The organism is Kribbella alba, assembly GCF_039529635.1.
Lineage (GTDB): Bacteria > Actinomycetota > Actinomycetes > Propionibacteriales > Kribbellaceae > Kribbella > Kribbella alba.
The window spans coordinates 449883-473271 of record NZ_BAAANE010000007.1 but is presented as its reverse complement, the minus strand read 5'-3'; the positions used below and the strand labels follow the sequence as shown (position 1 = coordinate 473271).

At 68.4% G+C, this 23389-nt stretch carries 20 protein-coding genes; 5 read left to right on the top strand and 15 right to left on the bottom strand.

The features are described 5' to 3' along the window. Positions 1 to 200: 200 nt before the first annotated feature. Together ABD210_RS20175 and ABD210_RS20170 are read right to left on the bottom strand one after the other, a co-directional pair. Positions 201 to 1922, bottom strand: a complete 1722-nt coding sequence (locus ABD210_RS20175) for a glycoside hydrolase family 13 protein (RefSeq protein WP_344113336.1) — start codon at positions 1920 to 1922, stop codon at positions 201 to 203. A gap of 135 nt (positions 1923 to 2057) precedes the next feature. After that, entirely contained in the window at positions 2058 to 2612 is a 555-nt protein-coding gene (locus tag ABD210_RS20170; RefSeq protein ID WP_344113335.1) for a sigma-70 family RNA polymerase sigma factor, read from the bottom strand. A 283-nt stretch (positions 2613 to 2895) separates the two neighbouring features. On the opposite strand from ABD210_RS20170, the gene ABD210_RS32500 reads away from it, so the two are divergent. Further along, the gene (locus tag ABD210_RS32500) at positions 2896 to 3090 is read left to right on the top strand and encodes a hypothetical protein (protein ID WP_425552713.1); all 195 of its coding nucleotides are present in this window, start codon (positions 2896 to 2898) and stop codon (positions 3088 to 3090) included. 6 nt (positions 3091 to 3096) lie between these two features. On the opposite strand, the gene ABD210_RS20160 is transcribed toward ABD210_RS32500, so the two are convergent. After that, on the bottom strand, positions 3097 to 3333 hold the full coding sequence (locus tag ABD210_RS20160) for a hypothetical protein (RefSeq protein ID WP_344113333.1): 237 nt from the start codon (positions 3331 to 3333) through the stop codon (positions 3097 to 3099). A gap of 757 nt (positions 3334 to 4090) precedes the next feature. On the opposite strand from ABD210_RS20160, the gene ABD210_RS20155 reads away from it, so the two are divergent. Further along, positions 4091 to 5086 (top strand): TrmB family transcriptional regulator, encoded by a 996-nt coding sequence (locus ABD210_RS20155; protein WP_344113332.1) that lies wholly within the window; start codon positions 4091 to 4093, stop codon positions 5084 to 5086. A 24-nt stretch (positions 5087 to 5110) separates the two neighbouring features. On the opposite strand, the gene ABD210_RS20150 is transcribed toward ABD210_RS20155, so the two are convergent. Together ABD210_RS20150 and ABD210_RS20145 are read right to left on the bottom strand one after the other, a co-directional pair. Then, positions 5111 to 5824 (bottom strand): class I SAM-dependent methyltransferase, encoded by a 714-nt coding sequence (locus tag ABD210_RS20150; RefSeq protein WP_344113331.1) that lies wholly within the window; start codon positions 5822 to 5824, stop codon positions 5111 to 5113. A gap of 236 nt (positions 5825 to 6060) precedes the next feature. Beyond that, the gene (locus ABD210_RS20145) at positions 6061 to 6885 is read right to left on the bottom strand and encodes an SAM-dependent methyltransferase (protein WP_344113330.1); all 825 of its coding nucleotides are present in this window, start codon (positions 6883 to 6885) and stop codon (positions 6061 to 6063) included. A 175-nt stretch (positions 6886 to 7060) separates the two neighbouring features. Between ABD210_RS20145 and ABD210_RS20140 the strand changes: the two genes are divergently transcribed. After that, positions 7061 to 7612, top strand: coding sequence for a YbhB/YbcL family Raf kinase inhibitor-like protein (locus ABD210_RS20140; protein WP_344113329.1), 552 nt, complete (start codon positions 7061 to 7063; stop codon positions 7610 to 7612). On the opposite strand, the gene ABD210_RS20135 is transcribed toward ABD210_RS20140, so the two are convergent. The 4 genes from ABD210_RS20135 to ABD210_RS20120 all read right to left on the bottom strand — a co-directional run bounded on the left by ABD210_RS20135 (position 7495) and on the right by ABD210_RS20120 (position 12747). After that, the gene (locus ABD210_RS20135) at positions 7495 to 8448 is read right to left on the bottom strand and encodes a serine/threonine-protein kinase (protein WP_344113328.1); all 954 of its coding nucleotides are present in this window, start codon (positions 8446 to 8448) and stop codon (positions 7495 to 7497) included. The two genes, ABD210_RS20140 and ABD210_RS20135, sit on opposite strands and share 118 nt — an antisense overlap. 273 nt (positions 8449 to 8721) lie before the next feature. Beyond that, a complete protein-coding gene (locus tag ABD210_RS20130) occupies positions 8722 to 9723 on the bottom strand; it encodes a metallophosphoesterase family protein (protein ID WP_344113327.1) in 1002 nt (333 codons plus the stop codon). Between the two features lie 136 nt (positions 9724 to 9859). Next, entirely contained in the window at positions 9860 to 11263 is a 1404-nt protein-coding gene (locus ABD210_RS20125; protein ID WP_344113325.1) for a hypothetical protein, read from the bottom strand. A 125-nt stretch (positions 11264 to 11388) separates the two neighbouring features. Continuing rightward, positions 11389 to 12747 carry an NAD-dependent succinate-semialdehyde dehydrogenase gene (locus ABD210_RS20120; protein ID WP_344113323.1) on the bottom strand — a complete coding sequence of 453 codons (1359 nt, stop codon included), beginning with the start codon at positions 12745 to 12747 and terminating at the stop codon, positions 11389 to 11391. Between the two features lie 235 nt (positions 12748 to 12982). Between ABD210_RS20120 and ABD210_RS20115 the strand changes: the two genes are divergently transcribed. Continuing rightward, positions 12983 to 13936: an NAD(P)-dependent alcohol dehydrogenase gene (locus ABD210_RS20115; protein WP_344113322.1), complete on the top strand. Its 954-nt coding sequence runs from the start codon at positions 12983 to 12985 to the stop codon at positions 13934 to 13936. A gap of 134 nt (positions 13937 to 14070) precedes the next feature. Here ABD210_RS20115 and ABD210_RS20110 read toward each other — a convergent pair whose 3' ends face one another. From ABD210_RS20110 to ABD210_RS20085, 6 genes are all read right to left on the bottom strand, one after another. Continuing rightward, entirely contained in the window at positions 14071 to 14982 is a 912-nt protein-coding gene (locus ABD210_RS20110) for a universal stress protein (RefSeq protein ID WP_344113321.1), read from the bottom strand. Between the two features lie 107 nt (positions 14983 to 15089). Next, positions 15090 to 15710, bottom strand: a complete 621-nt coding sequence (locus ABD210_RS20105; RefSeq protein WP_344113320.1) for a histone deacetylase — start codon at positions 15708 to 15710, stop codon at positions 15090 to 15092. A gap of 8 nt (positions 15711 to 15718) precedes the next feature. Next, positions 15719 to 17308, bottom strand: a complete 1590-nt coding sequence (locus ABD210_RS20100; protein WP_344113318.1) for a peptide ligase PGM1-related protein — start codon at positions 17306 to 17308, stop codon at positions 15719 to 15721. Further along, a complete protein-coding gene (locus ABD210_RS20095) occupies positions 17305 to 18435 on the bottom strand; it encodes an adenylate/guanylate cyclase domain-containing protein (RefSeq protein ID WP_344113317.1) in 1131 nt (376 codons plus the stop codon). Before ABD210_RS20095 ends, ABD210_RS20100 begins: the two co-directional genes overlap by 4 nt. Beyond that, positions 18432 to 18815 carry a response regulator gene (locus ABD210_RS20090; RefSeq protein ID WP_344113315.1) on the bottom strand — a complete coding sequence of 128 codons (384 nt, stop codon included), beginning with the start codon at positions 18813 to 18815 and terminating at the stop codon, positions 18432 to 18434. The genes ABD210_RS20095 and ABD210_RS20090 overlap by 4 nt, the downstream gene beginning before the upstream one ends. After that, positions 18812 to 21085, bottom strand: coding sequence for a GAF domain-containing protein (locus ABD210_RS20085; RefSeq protein WP_344113314.1), 2274 nt, complete (start codon positions 21083 to 21085; stop codon positions 18812 to 18814). The genes ABD210_RS20090 and ABD210_RS20085 overlap by 4 nt, the downstream gene beginning before the upstream one ends. Before the next feature lie 249 nt (positions 21086 to 21334). On the opposite strand from ABD210_RS20085, the gene ABD210_RS20080 reads away from it, so the two are divergent. Further along, complete coding sequence (locus ABD210_RS20080) at positions 21335 to 23386, top strand: phosphocholine-specific phospholipase C (protein WP_344113313.1); 2052 nt, start codon at positions 21335 to 21337, stop codon at positions 23384 to 23386. The last annotated feature ends 3 nt before the right edge of the window (positions 23387 to 23389 follow it).

Below are 23389 nucleotides of genomic sequence, written 5' to 3'. Positions count from 1 at the left end.
TTGGCCCTGACGACGTCGGGATCCCGGAGATCGGGCGGGAGCGCACGCAGCACTGCGTCCTGCCGCCGTCGCGAACTCTTCGTACGAGTGACCTTCGTGACGCGAACTTGTCGCATCTCACCCTCCCAGGTGGTTGTGGGGCAGACCTGGCGCCGAGTGGAGGGGCTCAAGGACGCCAGGTCCGCCGGTCTGGTGGACTTTCATGCCGCTGCACACATCGGTTCGGCCTCCGGCGCCAGCAGGTACCAGGCGGCGCTGTTCGGCGGGAGCTTGTCCCCGGCTTCCTGGTGGCTGGCGAGCAGCAGTTCGCCGGCCACTGGCGCAGAGACGACCCGTGAGGAGCAATTGACGACGCAGGCGAAGTCATCGCCTCGCGTGAAGGCCAGTACGCCGGGCTCGGTCCGCAACCAGCGGAACTCGTTCGCCGCAAGCGCGGGAAGCCGCCGCCGCAACGCGAGCGTCTCCCGGTAGAGGTGCAGCATCGACTCACCCGAGCTCAGCTGCCGGTCGACGGCGTGGTCAGCGAACCAGCGGGGCTGGGGCAGCCAGGGATCGGCAGCGGAGAAGCCGAAGCCGTCCTGGGCGGCCGCCCAGGGCAGGGGGACCCGACAGCCGTCCCGGCCGCGCCGAGCACCTTCGGTTCGGTGGAACATCGGGTCGGCAAGGACCTCGAGGGGTAGGTCGGTGACCTCGGGCAGGCCGAGCTCCTCGCCTTGATAGACGTACGCCGAACCCGGCAGCGCGAGCATGAGCAGGGCGGCCGCCCGGGCCCGGATCGTGCCGAGGTCCACATCGCCGGCGTCGATGCCGGGTGCTCCACCGCCGTACCGGGTCACGGACCGGGGCATGTCGTGGTTGTTCAGCACCCAGGCGACCGACGAACCGGAGACGGCGATCGTGCCCAGGCCGCGATCCACCACGTCGTACAAGGTCTGCTCGTCCCAGTGGGCGCGCAGGAACTCGAAGTAGAAGTTCTGGTGCAGTTCGTCCGGGCGCTGGTACAGCGCGAGCTGTTCGGTGTCCAGGACGCCGACCTCCCCGATCAGCACGCGTTCGCGGCCGGTCAGCGCGGTGTACCCCTCGGCGATGGTCCGCCACCGGCGCCACACCCGGTGCACCTCGGGCTGGTTCCAGGCATGCGGGTTCAGCGGGTCGCCGGTGAACTCGTCGTCGATCGCGCTCTCGTGGTCGGGCAACCCGTCAGCCTTGTGGAGCCCGTGCGCGACGTCGATCCGGACCCCGTCCACACCCCGCTCGAACCAGAAGCGCAGCACCTGCTCGAAGTACGTCGCCACGTCCGGGTGGCGCCAGTTGAAGTCGGCCTGCTCGGGCGCGAAGCTGTGCAGGTACCACTCACCCGGCACGCCGTCCGGTTCGATGACGCGATGCCAGGCGGATCCGCCGAAGATCGAGCGCCAGTTGTTCGGCGGCAGCTCGCCGTACTCGCCCCGGCCGCCGGCGAAGTGGAACCGCTCGCGTTCCGGGCTGCCGGGACCGGCGGCCAGCGCCTCGGCGAACCACGGGTGCTCGATCGAGCAATGGTTCGGAACGATGTCGATGATCACCTTGAGGTCCAACCGGCGAGCATCGCGGACCAGTCGGTCGAAGCACTCGAGCGTGCCGTAGTCGGGGTGTACCGCGCAGTAGTCGGACACGTCGTACCCGTGGTCGTGCTGTGGCGAGGGGTAGAACGGGTTGAGCCAGATGCCGTCGACGCCGAGGCTCCGCAGGTACGGCAACCTGGTGCGGACACCGGCCAGGTCGCCGACGCCGTCGCCGTCGGAGTCCTGGAAGCTGCGCACGTAGACCTGGTAGATCACCGCGCTGCGCCACCAGCCCGCCTGCCGCCGGATGCCTGCCGTGGTGGGTGGTGTCCCACCGCGGGCATCCCGCCTGGTCTGCACTGCTTTCGACTCTGACATGGACCATCATTCCCCTCGGCTGTCTGCCGCTCGGCGATCCTGCGGCAACGATCCCCGCCCAGACCCTCCCGGGTCTTCACCGCCAGCGCCCACGGTCCCTACCTGCTAGCTGGAATCCGGTGAGCGGCCTGGGACTCAGGCGGCGAGGCCCGCCCCGGCTTCCGGTGGAGACATCCGCTCCCTGAGGGCCTTCCGGCCGCGATGCAGCCGCGACATCACCGTTCCGAGTGGAACGCCGACGATCCCGGCGATCTCCTTGTAGCTGAACCCGTCGACGTCGCAAAGCAGGACCACCCGCCGGTACCGCTCGGGCAGCGACGTCAGCGCCTCCCGGAGCCGCTCGTCCGGGATCCGCTCGACCACGGTGGTTTCAGCGGACTCCCCGACATCCAGCCGGGCCGGGTCGGTGTTCCGGTTCCAGTCTTCGGGGACGGTCTGCGGTCGGCACTGGCGCTTGCGGTAGCCCTGGATGAACGTGTTGCGGAGGATCCGGTGCAGCCAGGCGGACAGGTTCGTGCCCGGCTGGAACCCGGAGAAGCCGCGGTAGGCTCGCAGGTAGGTGTCCTGCAGGAGATCCTCCGCGTCGGCGTGATTCCCGGTCAGGCCCCTGGCCGCGCCGTACAAGCGAGGCAGCAATGGGACCGCCTCGGCTTCGAAGCGGGCCTTCAGGTCCTCCGGGTGGGATCGCACAGCACGAGCATCGCTGCCAACTAGTGGCGCTGTCTTCGGGGCCAGCGCCAAGCCGGTGCGCCCGCTAGCCGGAACTTCGCTCTACCTGCTAGCAGGTAGAGCGGCCTGCAGCGCTGGGTTAGTCCCCCCGGCGGCATCGCTTCACCCGTGACTGCCGGTCTTGTATCGTCGCTGCAAGTTGTCCCGGTGACCATCTCACCGACGGGAGCATTGGTGCGCCTGCTCGGGTTCACAGCCAGAAGACCGCCGTGAGCGGGACCTTCACGACGGTCTCCAGCAGCGACTGGTCTCGCTCGTCCTGGACCTGCGCACCGCTCGAACGAACGTGCCGGCCCAGCCCGATCGACGAGGGCACCACTGTCCAGGTCGACCTCCCGATCGTGCCCGAGGTGAGCCTGCCCCCAGGTACGTCGTAGCCGACACGAAGTACGAGACGGGGAGCGGTGTGGCCGCTCCCCGTCCCGCGCGTGTCAGCTAGGTGTCATCAGTACGAGAACCGCTGGATCTGGGTGCCGTCCGGGCTGTAGGTCCAAGCGGTGCGGGTGGTCGGGTCGAGTTGGATGGATGGGTCCTGGATGCCGTGCAGGAGGAGGCCGCCGCGGTTGGTGACGATGAAGGCGTTCAGGGTCCGGATCGGCTGTCCTGTGGTGAGGTCGACGACCCAGATCTGGCTCGTCGCGTTGTTGTCCACTACGACGCCCTGCTGTGAACCGAAGTACACGGTGCCCTCTGGAGCGAAGAACGACCAGGGCGAGGTGATGTACGCCGTCCACGGCGAGCGACGACGGAGTGCCCCTGCGCAGTGCGAACCCGTTACCGGTGGTCTGGCCGGCTTCGTCGTACGGCGTGAGCGTGGTGGTCGGCGCGAGCTTGGTGCTGACCGAGCCGGCCGCCAGGTTGTAGAGAGTTCCCGCGCCGTCCGAGACGATGCCGTGACCGCAGGCGGACACCGACTCGGAGGTAGTCACGGTCCCGGTGTCGAGGTCCACCCGAGCCGGCGGGACACCGCCGAGGCAGATGATCGCGGTGGCGATCTTGCCCAGGAACACGTTGCCAGTGGACTGGTCGATGTCCAGCAGGCTGTAGGTCCCGGCCTGAGTCTTGCCGTTGCCGTCAGCAAGGATCGGGGTTCCGGTCGTGCCGTTGGCCAGCTCGACGGGGAGAACCGAATCCGCGTTGCCGACCATGGCGCGCAGCAGTACGGCGGCCCGGTTGTGCTTGGCGTCGACTCGTCCGGCGACCACCCGGTACTCCGCGGCGTTTGTAGCGGTGATGCGCGGGGGGCATTGGCAAGCCTTTCGGGCGGAAGCGGGCAGGCGACGGGTCGGGTCGAACGGCCAATTCGAGGGGTGGGCAGGCAGAGGGCGCCGCCAGCTCCCTGGGGGAGGATGTCAACCGAGACAGTTGCGAGACAAGGAATGCTGGTGGCCGAAGTACGCCGGGTGGCGGAGGGTCGCCACCAGCACGGCGGAGGAGCCATGGAACTTAACGTGCTGGGTCTTACGGAGGAAACAGAGCACGTCTACACCACCTTGGTAGGGCGGCCGCGATGCACCGCCTCCGAGTTGGCAAAGGCCTGCGGACTGACTCCGAGCGGCGTCGGGCGGCTCCTGGCGGTTCTGGTCAGGGACGGCCTCGCCACCCGGACCGCCGGACGGCCACCCCGCTTCTCCGCCACCGTCCCCGACGTTGCGGTGGCCGCCCTGATCGATGAGCAGCAACACCGCCTCGACCAGGCACGCTCCTTGGTGCACCGACTGATGGAGACCTACCGGGAGGCAGCCCGGATCACGCATCCGGAGGTCGCTGTCGAGTTGCTCACCGATCGCGACGACATCAGCTCTGCGGTGGGCCGCTTGACCGCCGACGCGCGACGCGAAGTACGCGCGTTCGACCGGCCGCCGTACGTCGACCGCCCGGGGAGCAACCTCGACCTGCAGCTCCAGCGACAGCGACACGGCGTTGCCCACCGGGTGATCTACGACCAGGAAGCGGTGGCCTGGCCGGGGCGCATGCACAACGACATCGGCCCGAGCATCAGAGCGGGTGAGAAGGCCCGGGTACGGCCCGAGCTACCGCTGAAGCTGGTGATCAGCGACAGCCGCGTGGCCATCATCCCCTTCAGCCTCGCGGCCGGCGGCCAATCTGCGGCTTATCTGATCCACCCGTCGCCCATGCTCGCCGCGCTGGAGTCCCTGTTCGAAGCCGAGTGGGAGCGGGCCGTTGCCGTGTCGGACACCGAGCCAGTTGCCGTCGGCAACCTTTCGCCCGGATCCGATGCCAGCCGGCCGGACCCGGAAACGCGCTGCCTGCTGACGCTGCTCGCCGCTGGTCTCACTGACGCGGCCATCGCTCGCTCCCAGGGCTGGAGCGAGCGGACCACCCAACGGCGCATCCACCGGCTGATGAATCAGCTCGGCGCCTCGACGCGCTTTCAGGCCAGTCTCACCGCGGCCCGCCGCGGCTGGCTCTGACCCTTGCCCGGACGCGACCCTCGATCAGCCGGCCGGCCTGCGAACGCGTGCCATCAGAGAAATCCCCGGGAATCCGCCCACTGGCAGGTACCGCTCCGCGGCGATCACAGCTCGGAGACCGGCGTTCACCAGCGATGAGGTCTCGGTCAAATCGCTGCCTGTACTACGTTTCCGCCGCCTCGCCGCGACCGGTCGAAGCAGCACATTCCAAGAACCCAGACTCTCGAGAGTGAAGCCAGACGATTCCAGCAGGTCCACGAGTTCTTGTCTCTCGTACCGGCGGACGTGGCCGACTGCTACGTCGTGCTCGCTCCACAGGTCCATGTCGCAGGGCACGGCCACCAAGGCGACGCCGCCCGGGCGAAGGACGCGGAACATCTCGCCGCTGGCACTCTTGTCGTCGCCGATGTGCTCGAGGATGTCGAAAGCAACGACGAGATCGAGAGACTGCTCGGCGAACGGAAGCGTCGTGGCGTCGGCGCGGACCACCGGGATACCGCGATGGTGTGCCACCTCGGCGCCTTCCGCGCCGTACTCCAACGCCGTCCCGGCCCAGCCGCGATCGCGCAGTACGCGGGTATTTCCGCCGCCGGCCGCGCCGATGTCGAGGGCCCGACCGACCTGGATGCCGCGACGCGACAGCGCATCCAACTCGCGGCCCAGCAAGACCCGCCGCTCGCGGTACCACCAATGCTTGTCCTCGAGTGCGGCGAGCTTCTTTACCTCGGTACCGTCCACGACGTCTCCTCCAAGAGACCTTGGGCTAGTCTCGACTGCTCGTCGGGAGGCCCCTCACAGCCTGTACCCAGTGGCCATGCCGCCCGACCTGATGTGGCCGACAAGCTATCAGTACACGCCGACCTGTCGAAGTCAGTCAGCAACTACAGGTGATCACATCGCACCGGCCACTGCGCGGCGGCAACGATGGCCCCGCGGTGACGACCCGCCGCGCCTCGCCCTCGACTGAGTGCGGGTCAGGGCTTTACGGCCAGGGCAGCGGCTATCAGGCGTTCCCACTCGGTCAGGTCGTCGGGGGGTTCGGTGGGGCGCCATTCGGCGGCGGGGACGAGGCCTGGCGGGAGGACGGTGAGGCCGTCGCCGAAGAGGGTGAGAATCTCGTCGTCGGTGCGCCAGCGGCCGCGGCCGAGCGAGCCTTGGAGGAGCGCCTGCATCTCGGCGCTGCGCGCGTCGTCCTCGCTGCGGAAGTGGCTGATGAAGACGTAACTGCCCGACGGGATCCGGTCGTACCAGAACCGGACGATCGCCGCCGGGTCCTCCTCGTCGTTGAGGTGGTGGAGGACAGCGCTGAGGATGATCGCCACCGGCTGGTCGAAGTCGATCAGGGCGCGGGTGTCCGGGCTGTCGTAGATCGCCTTCGGGTTGCGGAGGTCCGCCTGGAACACGGTCGTGTGGTCGTTCTCCGCGAGCAGCGCGCGCCCGTGGGCGAGGACGACCGGGTCGTTGTCGACGTACACCACCTTCGACTCGGGCTGGTGCCGCTGCGCGACCTGGTGGACGTTGTCCGCGGTGGGCAGCCCGCTGCCGAGGTCGATGAACTGCCGGACCGGCGTGTTCACCGCGATCTCCCGGACGGCGCGGATGAGTGCGCCACGGTTGTCGAAGGCGATGGCTCGAGAGCCCGGCAGATCCTTGATGAACTTGTCCGCGAGGGCCCGGTCCACGGCGAAATTGTCCTTGCCACCCAGGAGATAGTCGTAGGTCCGGGCGATGCTCGGCTTCGTCACATCAACTCCGGGGACCGCGGTGTCCCCGCCGCCCTGGGCGCCTTCTTCGACCATCGCCGCCTACCCTCCGGTCCGTTCGTGTATGCCTGCGATCACTCTATGCGATAGCCCGATCGGTGGATGCCGCGGCCCATCGACCCCGCGCACGTCGCCGAGGTGCCGCGAGGCCTGTACTACGAGTCGGCGCTGGGCTGCCTCCGAATCGCAGCGATCGTGAGACGCTGTGAGCGTGCGACGGCAAGTGCTGCACTCCGTGCTGCTGTTCCTGCTGATGGGCCTGGCCGGGTGTGATGACACGCACTCGCAGGCCGGACAGGAGCCAACCGTGACCGCAGCCAACTCCATCACCGTGACCAGTTCGGCCTTCCAGGACGGTCAGCCGATCCCGGCTCGCTACAGCTGCGACGGCGACAACGTCTCGCTCCCGTTGGCCTGGCAGGGCGTCCCATCGGAGGCGAAGGCGGTTGCCCTCGTCGTCGACGACCCGGACGCGCCGCGCGGCACCTTCGTCCACTGGGTGCTGCTCGACCTCGACCCGGGCATCAGTTCGCTCGCCGAGAATTCGGTGCCGGCCGGCGCCACCCAGGCGAACAACTCGGCCGGCAAGGCGGCGTACTTCGGACCGTGCCCGCCAAGCGGCACCCACCACTACAGGTTCACCGTCTACGCATTGTCCTCGGCGACGGGACTCGAAGCCGGAGCGGATCTCAACCAGGCGCTCAAGGCGATCGAGTCATCAGCCATCGCCCGCGGCCGACTGGTCGGCACGTACACCCGCTGACCCCGTGGCGCGACTGCTTCGAGGCGAGCCTGGTCGGCGGTCGGTCGGGACTGCGGCTTCTTGGCCAGCAGACCTTCGATGACGGGCCGCAGCGGACCGGCGTTGACGAAGGGGCCCGGCGAGTCCTCGACCACCGCGACCAGGGTGCTGAACGGGTCGCCCTTGCTGAACGGCGATCTTCCCTCCGCCGCCGCGAACAGCGTCGCGCCGAGCGAGAACAGATCGGACGCCGGTCCGTCCTCCTCGCCGCGGGCACGCTCCGGCGACATGTAAGCCGGACTGCCGGCCAGGCCGCCGGGCGGGAGGGTACAGCCGCCGACGGCGCAGGCGATGCCGAAATCGGTCAGCACCACACGCCCGCCGTCGCACAGGAAGACGTTCGACGGCTTGACATCGCGATGAACAAGGCCCTCCCGGTGTACCGCCTCCAGCACATCGAGCAGACGGAGGGCGATCCTCGTCACCTCGAGGATCGGCAACGGCCCGCCGGCGTCCAGCGCCTCCGCCAGGGTTCGCCCTGAGAGCAGCTCCATCACTATCCAGGGGCTTCCGTCAGGGTCCTCGACCAAGTCGTGAATCCGGACCGCGCCGATGTGGTCGATCCGCGCGGCGGCCCGCGCCTCGCCGAGCGCACTCGCACGGACCTCCTCGGAGACCAGGCCGCTCAGGACCACCTGCTTCAGGGCGACGCGACGGCGCAGTACCTCGTCTTCAGCGAGCCAGACCCGGCCCATACCACCGCGCCCGAGGAGCGCTCCAAGCCGGTAACGGCCGGCCACCAGTCGTCCGGGAGCCACGATGGCCGGACTGCCGGCCAACTCTGCCACGACTGTCATGACCGTCCACCTCCACCCGACGCGGACCCGGCGTTCCGCGTGAACCGCTACCAGTTGTCCCCAGTAGCCATGACTCAGATCCTGCTCGCGCGGAGCCCGGCGCACATGGTGGATGTCCCCCGCTCCGACCCGCAGTCGTTGCCCACTCCACCCCTAGCGCCTGGGTGGCGAGTGGTTGGTTCGTGGGTACGCCCGCGCGGCGCATTCGCCGGCGGCGAGGCGCTCAGTGGCGGCATGTCGATCAGCGGTACCACGGCGGCGTACCGGCCGGTGTCAGTGGCAGCGGTCGGTGCCGTTGTCGGTGAAGGTCTTGCCGGGGACGGGCAGGAACTGCCAGCTGTACGACGTGGGGTTCAGCATGAACTTGATGACGCCGTGGGTGTCGTCGTTGCGGACCTCGCTGTTCGGCTCCGGATCGCGGAAGCCGTACAGGCCGGCGCCGCCGGTGCCGACGACGAAGGCGCGGAGACCGTTCGAGTCGTCGCGGACGTTGTCCGGGGTCTGCGGGGCGAAGCGCTCGTAGTTGTGGTTGTGCGCGGCAACGACCACGTCGACGCCGCCCCGGTACAGGATCTCGACCAGCGGTCGCATCCACTGTGCAGGCTCGTGGTTGTCGCCCGAGGTGAAGTACGGGTGGTGCCAGTACGCCAGGGTGCAGCGGGTCGGGGTGGCGGCCAGGTCGGCGCGGAGCCAGCGCACCTGGTCGGAATCGGCTCCGCAGCCGCCGATGTCGTCGCAGTTCGAGTTCAGCACAACGAGGTGCCACGCACCGACGTTGTACGAGTAATAGCCTTTCCCGGGGTCGCCGGCCGCAGCACCGAAGTAGTCGAAATACCCGCGTGCATGGCCGGTCTGATAGTCGTGATTGCCCGCCGCGGGGCGGATCCGATCCCGGTGCTTGCCCCACGATGGCTGGAAGCACCTGCCGAAGTCCTTCGCCGACCCGTCGTCGTAGACGTTGTCGCCGGCGGTGAAGACGACACCAGGAGTCCGGTCGAGCAGGGCAGCCGTGGCCTCGTCCTCTGTCTCGCCGCAGACGCCGATATCGCCCGCTCCGACCAACACAGCCCCCTTCGTGGCCGGACTCGGTCGGCTGCTGCCCACCGTGGCCGGTGCCGAACTCGGCGGCAGCGTTGGCGGCGTCGGCAGCGTCGGCGCCGGCGTCGGCTCAGCCTGGCATCCAGCAAAGGCCGAGCCGAGGACCACCGCCGCACCGAGCACGATCAGACGGCGCCGGAGGCCCCAAGGCGGCTGGACTGTCGCTGCGATCTCCACCCCTCCGTCTACACGGCTTCACCGGAACCGGTCAGCTCGAGCCCCGGTCCTTCCCTGAGCGTCGCACAACCCGGCCCATCCGGGCGTCGGTGGCGTCGAGCTTTCTTGGCTCGCGATCGCCAACGACGACGGTCGCTCAGAATGCGGGCAGTTCGAGGACGCCTCCGTGCTGATCGTGGCCGCCAGGCAGTGAGCCGACAAAGGTCACCCAGATCCTTGATCCGTCGGTCGACGTCGCGATGCCGTTCAGCCGGGCGGAGCCGAGCGAGCGATGCCGCAGCAGAACCCGACGGACGGCCACGACCGTGCCGTCCTGACGCATCCGGACAATCGTGTCGTTGCCGCGGTTGCAGGCATAGAAGTCGGTGTTCGGCTGCAGTGTGGTGTTGCTTGCCCGATCGGGATGCGCCGTCTCGATTCGCACCGGCGCAAGGTCGAGCGGCTGATCCAGACTGGAGGACCTGATCGTCCGAGTTCCGGCGGGCATGAAGACCTCGCTGCCTGGCGGCCCACCGGTCGTCAGCCTGATCACCTTGATCGAATCGTCGAAGGGTTGGCTCACGTACAGGATGAGCTCGGGCGCATAGTTCAGCACGACCCCGAGCCGCGGAAGCGGGACACGCGATCGGCCCCACGAGCGGTGAACGAGTGGCTGGACCGTGCCAGGCGGCGCGATGCCGTCGAGTGCCTTCACCGTGTGTTCCTGGACGACGCTGCCGTCGGCAACCACGACAGCGAAGACCGCTCGCCCGCTGCCATCCGGTGATCGGCCGATCAGAGCGGTACCGACCGCGGCCTTGGCGATCGCGCCGGCGATAACCTGCGTCGGAGTACGGCCGGTGACACCGTCGTAGTACACCCCGCCAGTACTCGGGTTGAGCGCGTTGTTCAGTGGACGACCGTCCGGATCGGCGATCGACGACGAGCCGGGGCCGTTCAGACCGTACGGCGCGTTGGCAGGCCAGAACCGCCCGAAGGCATTGTTGATCGACATGCCGAGCGGGTTCGCGACGGCCGTCTGATCCGCGGTGACAGCTCCAGGCGTGTAAACGCCGTTCCGCCAGTTCGGGCTCTGCGCGCTGTACAGCTGGACGGCTCCACCCAGGGCGGACGCCTGGCCGCCCGAGTCCGCGAACCGCCCCGGTACTGCGAGGTCGGCGCCGCTCGGGTCGATGGAGAGGAACGAGCCCGCCGCCTGGTCCGCATTGGCCTTCGGGGCGCCGAAGTTCGAGGTGCTCCCGACGAGGATCCTGGTCGGGTCGCAGACCCGGCCCGGCTGGGTGAAGGCCGCAAGCTCGGGCTTGTCATGGATCGGGCCACCCGGCAGGAACGTGCCGACCGGAGCGAGGGCCGAGGCACCGGGAATCCCGATGGCGACGACCCGTCCGCTGATCGACGGTACGTCGATGTGGTCGGTGGCGAACGCGCTCGGCGTGCCCCTGACCGCCTCGACGCCGGCCGCCCCCGCCAGGCCGAACGCCACGAGAGCCTGGCGCCGGCTGAGCTCGAACTTGGTCTTGGTGGAATCCGTGGCTGACATGGCCGATCTCCCCCTACCTCGAAGCTGGCGACCTCAGCGAACCTCGGGGGTCTTAAAGTGGCCTTAAAGCGCGGTCGAGCCGCGGTCATCCAGTCGGGATGACCGCGGCTCGTCGGCGAGCAGGACTACAGCCGGATGGACTTCTTGTTCATGAACTCCTCGATCCCCGCCGGGCCGAGCTCGCGGCCCATGCCGGAGCGCTTGATGCCACCGAACGGCAGGTCGGCCTGCGAACCGCCGGCGCTGTTCAGGTAGACCATGCCGGCCTCGATCTGCTCAGCGACCCGGCGGCCCCGCTCGGGATCGGTCCCCCACACACTGGCGCCCAGGCCGAACGGCGAGTCGTTCGCGATCGCGATCGCCTGCTCCTCGGTCTCGGCGCGGAACACGATGACGACCGGGCCGAAGATCTCCTCGTAATACGCATCCATCTGCGGCGTCACGTCGGTCAGCACGGTGGCCTCCAGGTAGGCGCCCGGCTCGATCCGATGCCCGCCTGTCCGCAAGGTCGCGCCCTGCCGAACGGCGGTCTCGACCTGCGCGGCAACCTCGTCGGCCGCCGCGACCGATGCCAGCGGCGGCAGCTTGGTCTCGGGGTCCGCGGGATCTCCGGGTAGATAGACGGACGCCACCCGCTTGGTCAGCCGGTCGACGAAGTCGTCGTAGAGGTCGGCCAGCACGATCATCCGTTTGGGCGCGTTGCAGGACTGGCCGCAGTTGCGCATCCGGGCCGTCGCGACGGCCTTGACCGTCTCGTCCAGGTCGTCGGTGTCGAGCACGATCAGCGGATCGGACCCGCCCAGCTCCAGCACGGACTTCTTCAGGTTCTTCCCGGCGTCGGCGGCGACCGAGATGCCGGCCTGCTCGCTACCGGTCAGGGACACGCCCTGGATCCGCGGGTCCGCGAGAATGGCCGGGATCTGCTTCGAAGACGCGAACGTGTTCACGTACACGTCCTCCGGCACCCCGGCGTCCCGCAGTACGGACTCGATCGCGGCAGCCGACCGCGGGCAGATGGAGGCGTGTTTCAGCAGGATCGTGTTGCCCAGCACCAGGTTCGGCGCCACGAATCTGGCGACCTGGTAGCAGGGGAAGTTCCACGGCATGATGCCGAGCAGCGGGCCGATCGGGCCCTTGGTGATGACCGCGTCCCCGCCCTTGATCGACAGCGGCTCGTCCGCGAGGAGCGCCGGACCGTTGTCGGCGTAGTAGTTGAAGATGTCGACCACGATGCCGATCTCGCCGCGGCCCTCGTTGATCCGCTTGCCCATCTCCAGCGTCATGATCGCGGCCAGTTCGTCGGACCGCTCGGCGAAAAGCTCCGCCGCTCGCGCCACGATCCTGGCCCGCTCGGCAACCGGACGACTCCGCCAGGACGCGTAGCCGCGGTGGACGCGGTCGATCGCGGCCTGGACCTGTTCGTCGGTCGAGTTCGGGACTTCTTCGATCAACTCACCCGTCGCCGGGTCGGTGACTGTGTACATGGGGAACGAGCCCTCCGTTCTCAGACAGTGCGGGCCAGGTTATCCACTCCAACACATACTGTATACAGTAGTCTCTCCCATCGAGACGGCTGCTCATTCTCTGAGCATCACACTCGGGTCAGATCTCTGGCAGTGTGGCCGGCAACGCTCCTCACCCTCCTTGAGGTGGCGTTCCAGCTCGCCGGAGCGTTCGGGCTACCGCTCGAGGTGGTTTCCAGTAGCCGGGAGACACGCGATGAAGGCAATGATCCAGACCACGTACGGCGAAGCCGAGGTCCTCCGGTTCGCCGACATCGACAGACCGGTGGCCGGCGACGACGAGGTGCTGCTGCGGGTGAAGGCTGCAGGCGTCGACATCGGCACCTGGCACCTGATGGCAGGCAAGCCATACCTGCTGCGCCTGGGCTTCGGCCTGCGCGGTCCCAAGATTCCGACGCGTGGCCGGGAGGTCGCGGGACGGGTCGAGGTGGCCGGCAAGAACGTCACCGAGTTCAAGCCCGGCGACGAGGTGTTCGGCATCTGCGACGGCTCGTTCGCCGAGTATGCCGTCGCCCGCCCGAGCAAGCTTGCGCTGAAACCGGCCAATCTCACCTTCAACCAGGCGGCCGTCGTCCCGATCTCCGGAACCACTGCGCTGCAAGGCCTTCAGCGCCTGCAGGAGGGCCAACGGGCGCTCATCATCGGTGCGGCCGGCGGGGTCGGGACCTTCGCGGTCCAGCTGGCCAAGTCCTTCGGCGCGCACGTCACCGGTGTCTGCAGCACGACGAAGCTCGCTCTGGTCCGCTCGCTCGGAGCCGACGAGGTCGTCGACTACACCCGTGAGGACCTCGGTGACGGCCGCTACGACTTCATCCTGGACACCGCCGGAAACCGCTCTCTCAAGGTTCTCCGGCGTTCTCTGGCCCAGGAAGGCACCCTCGTCATCGTCGGCGGCGAGGGCGGTGGCAGCCTGCACGGCGGCCTCGATCGCGTACTGCGGGCCGCCCTGCTCACGCCGTTCGTCAGTCAGAAACTCCTCGGCCTGCTGGTCAAGGAGAACGCCGCGGATCTCGACCGCCTCCGCACGATCATCGAGAACGGCGAACTCACCCCGGTCGTCGGCAGGACCTTCCAGCTCGCCGAGGCCGCGGACGCCGTCCGCCTCCTGCGCCACGGCCACCCGGGCGGCAAAGTCGTGGTCACGGTCTAGCCCACGGCCCGCAGTACGAGTCGTCAGGTCGGTGAAACGTCCTGCTGGTCAGCGGGCATCCCTGGATCGCGTACTTCCGTGGTGCACGCGCTCTTCGCCGCGTGGTGGATCCGCACGACCCCACACCCGCCGGGCTAGCGACGCTCGTTCACGACCGCCAGCGGACGGGCCGCGTGATGCAGAACGCCGTCGGCCACCGACCCGAGCCCGATCAACTCGGACGCGCGGCTCCGCCGTCGGCCACCGACGGTCAGCAACTGGGCCTTGGATTCCTCCGCCGCCTCGACCAGTCGCTCCACCGGATGGCCACGCCTGAGCTCGTACCGCACCTCGACATCCGGGCGCTTGCTTCCCCACTGTTCGGTCAGCTCGCGGGCGCGCTGCTCGGCCAGCCCCCGCCATCGCTCGAGCTGTTGCTCGGACGCCGGGTTGTGGAAGGCGAACGCCCATGGCGCGTCCCACACGACCACGAGCTGCAGCGGTACGCCGTGCACCGCGGCGAAGTCGAGCGCGAAGTCCAGAACCGTGTCCTCACTCGGCTCGGTCCAGTCCACCCCGACCAGGACCGGCTCGTCGCCGTGCTCAGCCGCCTGCCAACCGTCGGGAATCACCACAACTGGGCCCTTCGCCTTGTTGGCGACCGCGTCCGAGGTCGAGCCGATCAGGAGACGGCGGAAGACGCCGTGCCCATGCCTGCCCAGGACCAGCATCAGGGCAGTCCCGCTGAGCTCGACGAGGACTTCGACCGGCTTGCCGGCCCGCAGATCCGCCTTCAGGTCCAACTTGGTGTCGATCTTCGCCAAGTGCTGACCGACCTCCTCGATGAGCCGGTCGGCCGCCTCGTCGATCTTCAGCGGGATGACCTTGAAGCCGTCGATGTCCACAGCGTCGTAGACGTCGTCGTTGCGGACTTCCTCGTCGACGACATGGATCGCGCGCAACGGCCGTCCCCGGACCAGCGCCTCGTGCACCGCCCAGTCGAGCGCGCGGCTGCGCTTCCAGGCCGGATCGACACCGACGATGATCAACTCCCGCGGGTCAGCCATTTCAGGTCTCCTCGCTCAGGACGTCTCCTCCGCCAGTGTCCGAGCAGCTCCTGATCCCGGCATCACCCGAACGCGCTGTCTCGACCTACGGCTCCGGATGGGCCTCCTCAGGCGGCGATCGTCGCGAGTTCGTCCTGGGTCCAAGCACCCTTCACACCCGGCGCCGCGGCCAGATAGCCGGCGATCTGCTCCCCGTCCCATCCGTGGGACTCCCGCAGACCGGCCGCGATCCAGGCCAGGTAGGCGGCACTCGGCGCGGCGGGATCGAGGGTCGAGGCGTCGCCATGCGTCATGGTCAACATCGGTACGCCGTTCCGCACCGCCACCCGGGTGATCGTCTCGTACCGCCCCGTGCCCATCGCGTGCACCGTCTCCACGCGGCTTGCCGCCTCACTCAGCGCCCGCGCGAACTCCCCGCCGGGCGGCCGCCGCATCTCCTGCGCGACCACATCCGCGAACTGATCAGTCGTCACCAGATACGCCCGGCAGGCCACCTGCCCGGCCGCCTCGGCGTCGAAGAACGCCATTCCGCCGGTCCACACCCTCGACTCCCCCGCGAACACCAGACCGCCGGGGACCTCGAGGCTCACGATCTGCGCGGGATCCCGCGGGTCGCGACAACCGGCGTACTCGCGCGCGCCGCCCAGCGGACGTCCGCCGGCCAGGTAGCAGCGGAACCGCTCCAGCGCGAGGTTGGACCCGTACGCGACGTACCAAACTCGCTTCACACGACCTCTTAGACCGGTAGCGGACGTTCACCCAAGGCTAGCTGGGCCTCCTCGAGCAGGATGCGGGATGCATCGCGGTAGCGGCGGTCGGCCTCGTCGGGGGTGTCTCCGACGGCTGTCAGCCCGACCCGGCCCCGTTCGGTCAGGCAGCTCATCATGTGGAAGACAACACCGACCTGACGCGACTGGTCGAAGTGCAGCCCGTGCCGCGCGACGATGTCGAACAGGTCGGACGGCACCAGTCCCTTCAGCACTTCCGCCTCGAGATGGTCGGTGGCGACCAGGTGCTTCTCGTGGCCGGCCGGGGTCAGGAACAAGGCGGTGACCGGGTCGTACCGCCCGTCGGTGAGGAACTGCAGCGTCAGGAACGGGTGCGTGGTGCCGCCCTTGCGGAGGTTGAGCTCGATCGCGTACGGCGTCCAGTCGCCGCCTGCTCCGCGCACCACCACGAAGTCCACCGCGAACCGCCCCAGCGCCCCCTCCCTGGCCACCCGCTGACCGATCTTCTCGGCATGAACCGTGATCAGCCGGGCGTACTCGGCAGCGGCGGGGAACACGCAACCCAGGTAGCTCTGGCCGCTGGCGCCGCCGAGCAACTGGTCATGCGTGGACAACAGTTCGACGGTTCCGGTCGGGAGGACGCGCAGTTGAACGCTCGGGCTGCGCAGTTCCTCGCCGACGATGCGCTCCTCCACGATCCCGCCGCCCTCGGCGAACTTGGCCAGGTAGACCTCGAACGGCGTCGTCCGCGACTCCAGCTCCATCACCTGAAGGCGGTTCATCACCTCGGCCCTCTCGTCCGCCGCCCCCGGGGCAGGCAACCCGCCCAGCCGGACCACGGCGTTCCCTTCGCCGGAAACCCCGTCGTTGAGCTTCACGATCGCGCTGTCCATCGAGGGCCGTTCGGCGCGCATCGCGACGACGGCGTCCGCGATGTCGTCCAGGCTGTGCAGGTTCTCCGCACCCAGCGGGTAGGGCACCCCGACTTCGGCGAACAGGCGACGGCACCCGGACTTGGTGCCGAGTTCCGCCAGCCGCGGGTCAGCGCCGTACATGGGGATGCCCAGGCTGAGCGCGATGTCGCGTTCGAGATCGGTGGTGTTGTAAGGCATCAGATGGGAGCGGGCGCGATTCGGGATCATCGCCGCGATCCGCCGCAGCAGCCGTGGCCGCTCGAGCAGCTTCTCGCTCAGCGAGCGTGGGGTGCCATCGTTCACGGCCACCAGCGACAGCCGCGCCCGCGCATGGCTGGGGATGACGCCGGGCAACAGTCCGAGGTAGTACTCGATGATCTCCGGCGCGATCGGCATCGAGGTCACGTAGACCATCCGCAGATTCGGCTGACGCAGCAGCACCAGCATGAAGAGGAACCGCTCTTCGTAGGCCTGCATCATGGTCCCGGTCCCAGCGGTCGACGCCCGATCCAGGGACAGGGACGGGATGACGACCACCGACTCGTCGTCGTAGTTGAGCAACAGCGTGTCCCAGACGTCGGCCATCCGCGCCTGCAGCCGATCGAACAGCTGGTAGCGGTCTTCTGCACTGAGGGCGGACAAGATGCTCGGTACGGCGGGTCCGGTCCGCAGGTCGCTGGTCATGAAACCGTCCTCGCGTTGTCGATGCCTTTGATGTTGAAGGTGTGGACGGTCCGGCTGAATCCCCGCAGGTCGCGATAGCCGCTGTCCTCGCCGACCGCCAGGTGGCCCGCCGCGGCGTACACGCGTTCCGTGACGAGGATCTGCCAGGCCAGCGCGTCGGCGCAGAGCCGGGCCGCCAGGTTGGTCACGCTGCCGATCGCGGCGTAGTCGAGGCGCCCGTCGAAGCCGATCTTCCCGAGCGTGGCGTAGCCCTGGGCGATCCCGATCCCCATCCCGAGGTCGTGCCCCCGCCTTGCCCAAGACTCGGCTAGTCCGCGCACCCTGGTCCGCATCGCCACGCTCATCCGGATCGCGCGCAGTGGTCCGTCGTCGCAGCGGACCGGATCGTTGAAGAAGACCATCAGCCCGTCGCCGGCGAACCGCTCCAGCGTGCCCTCGAACCGGAAGATCAGGTCACCGAGCGCCTGGTGGTACTCCGTCAGCACGCCCATCACCTCCTCCGGCTCACTGGCCTCGGCGAACGTGGTGAAGCCGCGCAGGTCGCAGAAGACGACGACGATCTCGCGCCGGTGGCTCTCCAGGAACGACTCGTCGCCGGAGTCGACGATCAGCTCGGCCAGTTGCGGTGAGAGGAACCGCCGCAGCCGGCCCATCCGTTGCAGCTGTGACACCTGGGTCTGGACCCGCGACTCCAACTCCTGGTTCCACGCCGTCAGCTCGCCGGCCTGCCGCTTGATGGTGTCCTGGTAGCGCTTGATGCGGGCCAGCGACGCCACCCGGGCCAGCAACTCGCTCTTGTTGACCGGCTTGGTCAGGAAGTCGTCCGCGCCGGCCTCGAGTGCCTTCACCTTCTGCTCGTCGCCGCTGGCCGTCACCATCACCACGGGCAGGTAGGCGGTGTCCACCTGCTCCCGGATCCGCCGGCACACCTCGTACCCGTCCAGCCCCGGCATGACGATGTCGAGCAGGACCAGATCGATGTCGTCCTCGGCGATAAGCCGCAAGGCCTCCTCGCCGGAAGCAGCGGTGCGTACGTCGTACCCGCGCGGCGCCAGGATCGCCTCCAGCAGCCTGACGTTCGGCGGCTGGTCGTCGACCACCAGCACGGTGGACTTCTGGGTGGTCATGTCACGCCTCCGAGCCTGAGGAAATCCCGCACCTGCTGGGGAAGGCCGCGAACGTTGATCGGCTTCTCGACGTACCCGGTGAACCCGGAGTCGAACGCCCGCTCGCGGTCGTCGTTCATCGCGAACGCCGTCACCGCCACCACCGGTACGCCGTGGCCGGAGTCGCTCGCCCTGATCTGCCGCAACGCCTCGACCCCGTCGATCCCGGGCAACTGCAGGTCCATCAGGATCAGGTCCGGCGACTCCTCACCGGCCAGCCGCACCCCGTCTTCACCCGTGGTCGCCTCGATCACCTCGTAACCGTTGAACTGCAGCACGTCCCTGAGCAGCTTGAGGTTCTTCGGGTTGTCTTCGACGACCAGGATCCGGCCAGGACTCACCACAGCTCCCCCTCGGGTTTCGCTCCGTCGCCCAACTGCTCAAGGCGATCAGGCAGGACACCGGCCGCGGCCAGGGCGTCGAGCAACGCGTCCCGGCTGACAGGTTTGACGAGATAGGCGGTGGCCCCCAGCTCCGCACCATGTGCACGCTCGTCGATGATCGACACGACGATCACCGGGATGTCCCTTGTGTCGGCCTCGGCCTTCAGCGCGTGCAGGACCGCCCACCCGTCGATGCCCGGCAGCCGGATGTCCAGCAGTACTGCGGCCGGCCGCACCCGGCGTACCGCGTCGAGGCCGGACTGACCGTCACCGGCTGACGTCACCCGCAGCGCCGCACCCGACAGGTAGGCGGTCATCAGGTCGAGAGACGGCCGATCATCCTCGATGATGACGATGTCGCCGACCGGCTCCCGCGTGGCGACCGCCGGGCGCGCCGTCTCCCTGCTGCGCAACGAGAATCCGAACGTGCTGCCGACCCCGACCTCGCTGTCGAGCCACATCCGGCCGCCGAGCAACTCGACGATCCGGCGCGACAGGGTGAGACCCAGCCCGGTGCCTTCCTCCTTCGAGGCGCCACGGCCGCCCTGCTGGAAGGACTCGAAGATCCGCTCGCGATCCTCCGGCGGTACGCCGATGCCGGTATCGGTGACGGTGATGTCGATCTCGGACCCGTTCCGGACGGCACGAGCCACCACGGAGCCACCGTCGGGTGTGAACTTCACCGCGTTCGTCAGCAGGTTGAGCAGGACCTGCTTGAGTCGGAGCTCATCGGAGTACATAGCGCCGACATCGCCACCCACCTCGACGGTCAAGCTGATCCCGTGCGTAGCAGCCCGTTCGCGCAACATCGAGGTGGTGTGCTCCAGCAGCGGCCGCAGCTCGAAGGTCGAGTAGGCGAGCTTCATCCGGCCGGCTTCGACCTTCGACAGATCCAGGATCTCGTTGAGCAGCTCCAGCAGGTGTTTGCCCGAGCTGTGGATGTCGTGCAGGTACTCCTCCTGGCGGTCGTTCAGCTCGCCGAACATCTTCTCCAGTAGGACTTCCGAGAAGCCGAGTACGGCGTTCAGCGGCGTCCGGAGTTCGTGCGACATGCTCGCCAGGAACTCCGACTTGTGCCGGCTGACCACCTCTAGCTCGGCGCTGCGCTCCTCGAGCTCGCGATACAACTGGGCGTTCAGCAGCGCCAGCGCGGACTGGTCGGCGAACATCTCCAGCAGGTCGAGGGTCTCGTCGGAGAACTCACTGGGCCGCTTGCGGCGCACAACCAGGCAGCCGACGATCTGCCCGGCCCGGAGCAGCGGTACTGCGACCAGCGACCGCCAGCCGGCGTCGTACAGAACCTGCAGGTGGGGATCGCGCTCGACAGTCGCCAGGTCGGTGACTGCCAGCGAACGGCCGACCTTGGCCGCGCGACCAACCAGTGTCTCGTCCAGATGGATCCGGGTCGTCCGCAGCCGTTCGATCACGCTCGACTCGGTGCGGTAGACGCTTCTCACCAGGAAACTGTGCTCGTCCTCGGAGTACTCCATGATCGAGCCGCCGTCGGTGGCCGAGAGCTCGACCGCATGCTTGACGATCGTCGACAGCATGTTCGCCACGTCGAGGCTGGAGTTGACCGCCTCGCCGACCTCGCGCAGGGCCTCCAACTCGCCGACCTTCCGGGCCAGCTCGGCGCCGCGGCTCTCCAACTGCTGGACCAGTTTGACGCCGTTCATCGCCATCGCCGCCTGGCCCGCGAACGCGGTGACGATCGCCTGCTCGCGCTCGTCGAATGGGCTGACCTCGTTGCGCCATACCGCCAGCGCACCGACGACCTCGTCGTCGATCAGCATCGGCGCACCCATCGTGGTCCGGAACCCCGCGACGCGCTGCAGGTCCTGCCGCCCGTAGTCAGGATCGGCCAGTACATCGGCGATCTGCTGAGTTTTGCGGTCGAGTGCGACCCGGCCGACCAGCGTGGTGCGGTCCCTCGGCACCGGATGGCCGGTCATGTACCGGGTTGACTCCTCGGACAGGCCTATGCCCTTGATCATCCGGTAGAGGCCATCCTCGAGCAGATAGAGGTGCGCGGCCTGGGAGCGGGACAGCCGCCGTGCGCTCTCGACGATGGTCGTCAGGACGGTGTCTGGGTCCCCGGCCGACCGGCCGACTGCGAACAGGACCTCGTTGGCAGCCTCGAACTGCTCGTTCAGGGCCGCGAAGTTGCGTAGGAGCCGCTCGTGCTCCATCAGACTGACGGCGCCCGCGGCGGGCGCCCGCTCGACCATCGCCCCTCCCCATCGCCGGCCACGCGGCGACCCCTTCGAGTCTGCCGCCGATCCACACCCGGGGCAATCGCCCGCGCCCGCCCAATCGGCGGGGCTCGACCTCCGCGCGGCCGCACATCAGCGATCGGAACTACGAGATACGAACAGCAGACTTCATATTCCGTCCACCAGCTGTTCTGACTAGGGTGCCTCGGATGCAGTGCTGGTGTTGAACGCTCCACCCCGTCCGCCCTACGAGGAGGCCCAGTCATGCCAGAGCTCAACCGCCGGAGATTCCTCCAGCTCGCCGGTGGCACCGCCGCCCTCGCCGCGATGTCGAACAGCATCGAGCAGGCCGCCGCCATCGGTGCCCATCGACGGTACGGCAGCATCGAGGACGTCGAGCACATCGTCGTCCTGATGCAGGAGAACCGCTCGTTCGACCACTACTTCGGCACCATGCGAGGCGTCCGCGGCTTCGGCGACCCCCGCCCGGTCACGTTGCCCAGCGGCAAGTCGGTGTGGCACCAGCCGAACGGAGCCAACGAGGTCCTGCCGTTCCGCCCTGAGGTCGACAACCTCGGGATGCAGTTCATCCAGGACCTCGCACATGGCTGGTCCGACGGGCACCGCGCGTTCAACAACGGCAAGTACGACCAGTGGGTGCCGGCCAAGACCGCCACCACGATGGCCTACCTGACCCGCGAGGACATCCCGTTCCACTACGCGCTGGCCGACAAGTTCACCCTGTGCGACGCGTACCACTGCTCGTTCATCGGCTCGACCGACCCGAACCGTTACTACCTGTGGACGGGCTACACCGGCAACGACGGCACCGGCGGCGGTCCGGTGCTCGGCAACGACGAGGTCGGCTACGGCTGGAACACCTACCCCGAGCGGCTCGAGAAGGCCGGCGTCTCCTGGAAGATCTACCAGGACATCGGCGACGGTCTGGACGCCGCCGGCAGCTGGGGCTGGATCGACGACGCCTACCGCGGCAACTACGGCGACAACTCGCTGCTCTACTTCAACCAGTACCGCACCGCTGCCCCGGGCAACCCCCTGTACGACAAGGCGCGGACCGGCACGAACGCGAAGAACGGCGACGGGCTGTTCGACCTCCTTCGCAAGGACGTGAAGACCGGCAAGCTGCCGCAGATCTCCTGGATCGCCGCGCCGGAAGCCTTCACGGAGCACCCGAACTGGCCCGCGAACTATGGTGCCTGGTACATCTCCCAGGTGCTCGACGCGCTGACGTCGAACCCGGAGGTGTGGAGCAAGACCGCACTGTTCATCACCTACGACGAGAACGACGGGTTCTTCGATCACGCGGTGCCGCCCTATCCCCCGTCGTCGGCCTCGCAGGGGTTGTCCACCGTGGAGGTCGGCCCCGACCTGTACCCCGGCAGCGCCCGGTATGCTGCCGGCACCTACGGCCTCGGGCAGCGCGTACCGATGATCGTGGTGTCCCCCTGGAGCACCGGCGGCTACACCTGCTCCGAGGTGTTCGACCACACCTCGATCATCCGGTTCATGGAGCGCCGGTTCGGCGTGCACGAACCGAACATCTCGCCCTGGCGCCGGGCCGTCTGCGGCGACCTGTCCTCGGCGTTCGACTTCGGCACCGAGGTGACGAGGCCGGCCAGCCTGCCGGACACGGCGACGTACCAGCCGCCGGACCACGTCCGTCACCCCGACTACGTGCCGACGCCGCCGGCGGTTGGGAGCATCCCGGGCCAGGAGCGCGGCTCGCGGCGTACCAGGCCGTTGCCTTATGCACCGAGTGTCGACGGCGCGACAGTTGCCAGGGGCAAGTTCCGCCTCACCTTCGAGTCGGGCGCGGGCGCGGCCGGGCAGTTCCTGATCACCTCGGCGAACCGCACGGACGGCCCGTGGACGTACACCACGGGAGCGGGGAGAACGCTCTCTGACACCTGGAACACGGCGTACTCCAGCGGCGCCTACGACCTCACGGTGTTCGGCCCGAACGGCTTCCTGCGCACCTTCAAGGGCAAGCCGGTCGCCGGTCCCGAGGTGAAGGCGCGGCACAACTCCAGCACCGGCGACCTCGACCTCACGCTGACCAACGGCGGCAGCACCGAGGTCACCTTCACCATCACGAACTCCTACGACGGCCGGCCCAAGCGGCTCAAGCTGCGCGCCGGTGGCACCACGACGTACAAGGTGGACCTCAACCACAGCAAGCGCTGGTACGACGTGTCGGTTGTTGCCGCCGGCGACAAGGCGTTCCTGCGCAGGTTCGCCGGCCACGTCGAGACCGGTGAGCCGGGCGTCAGCGACCCCGCCATCATCACCGCCTGACTC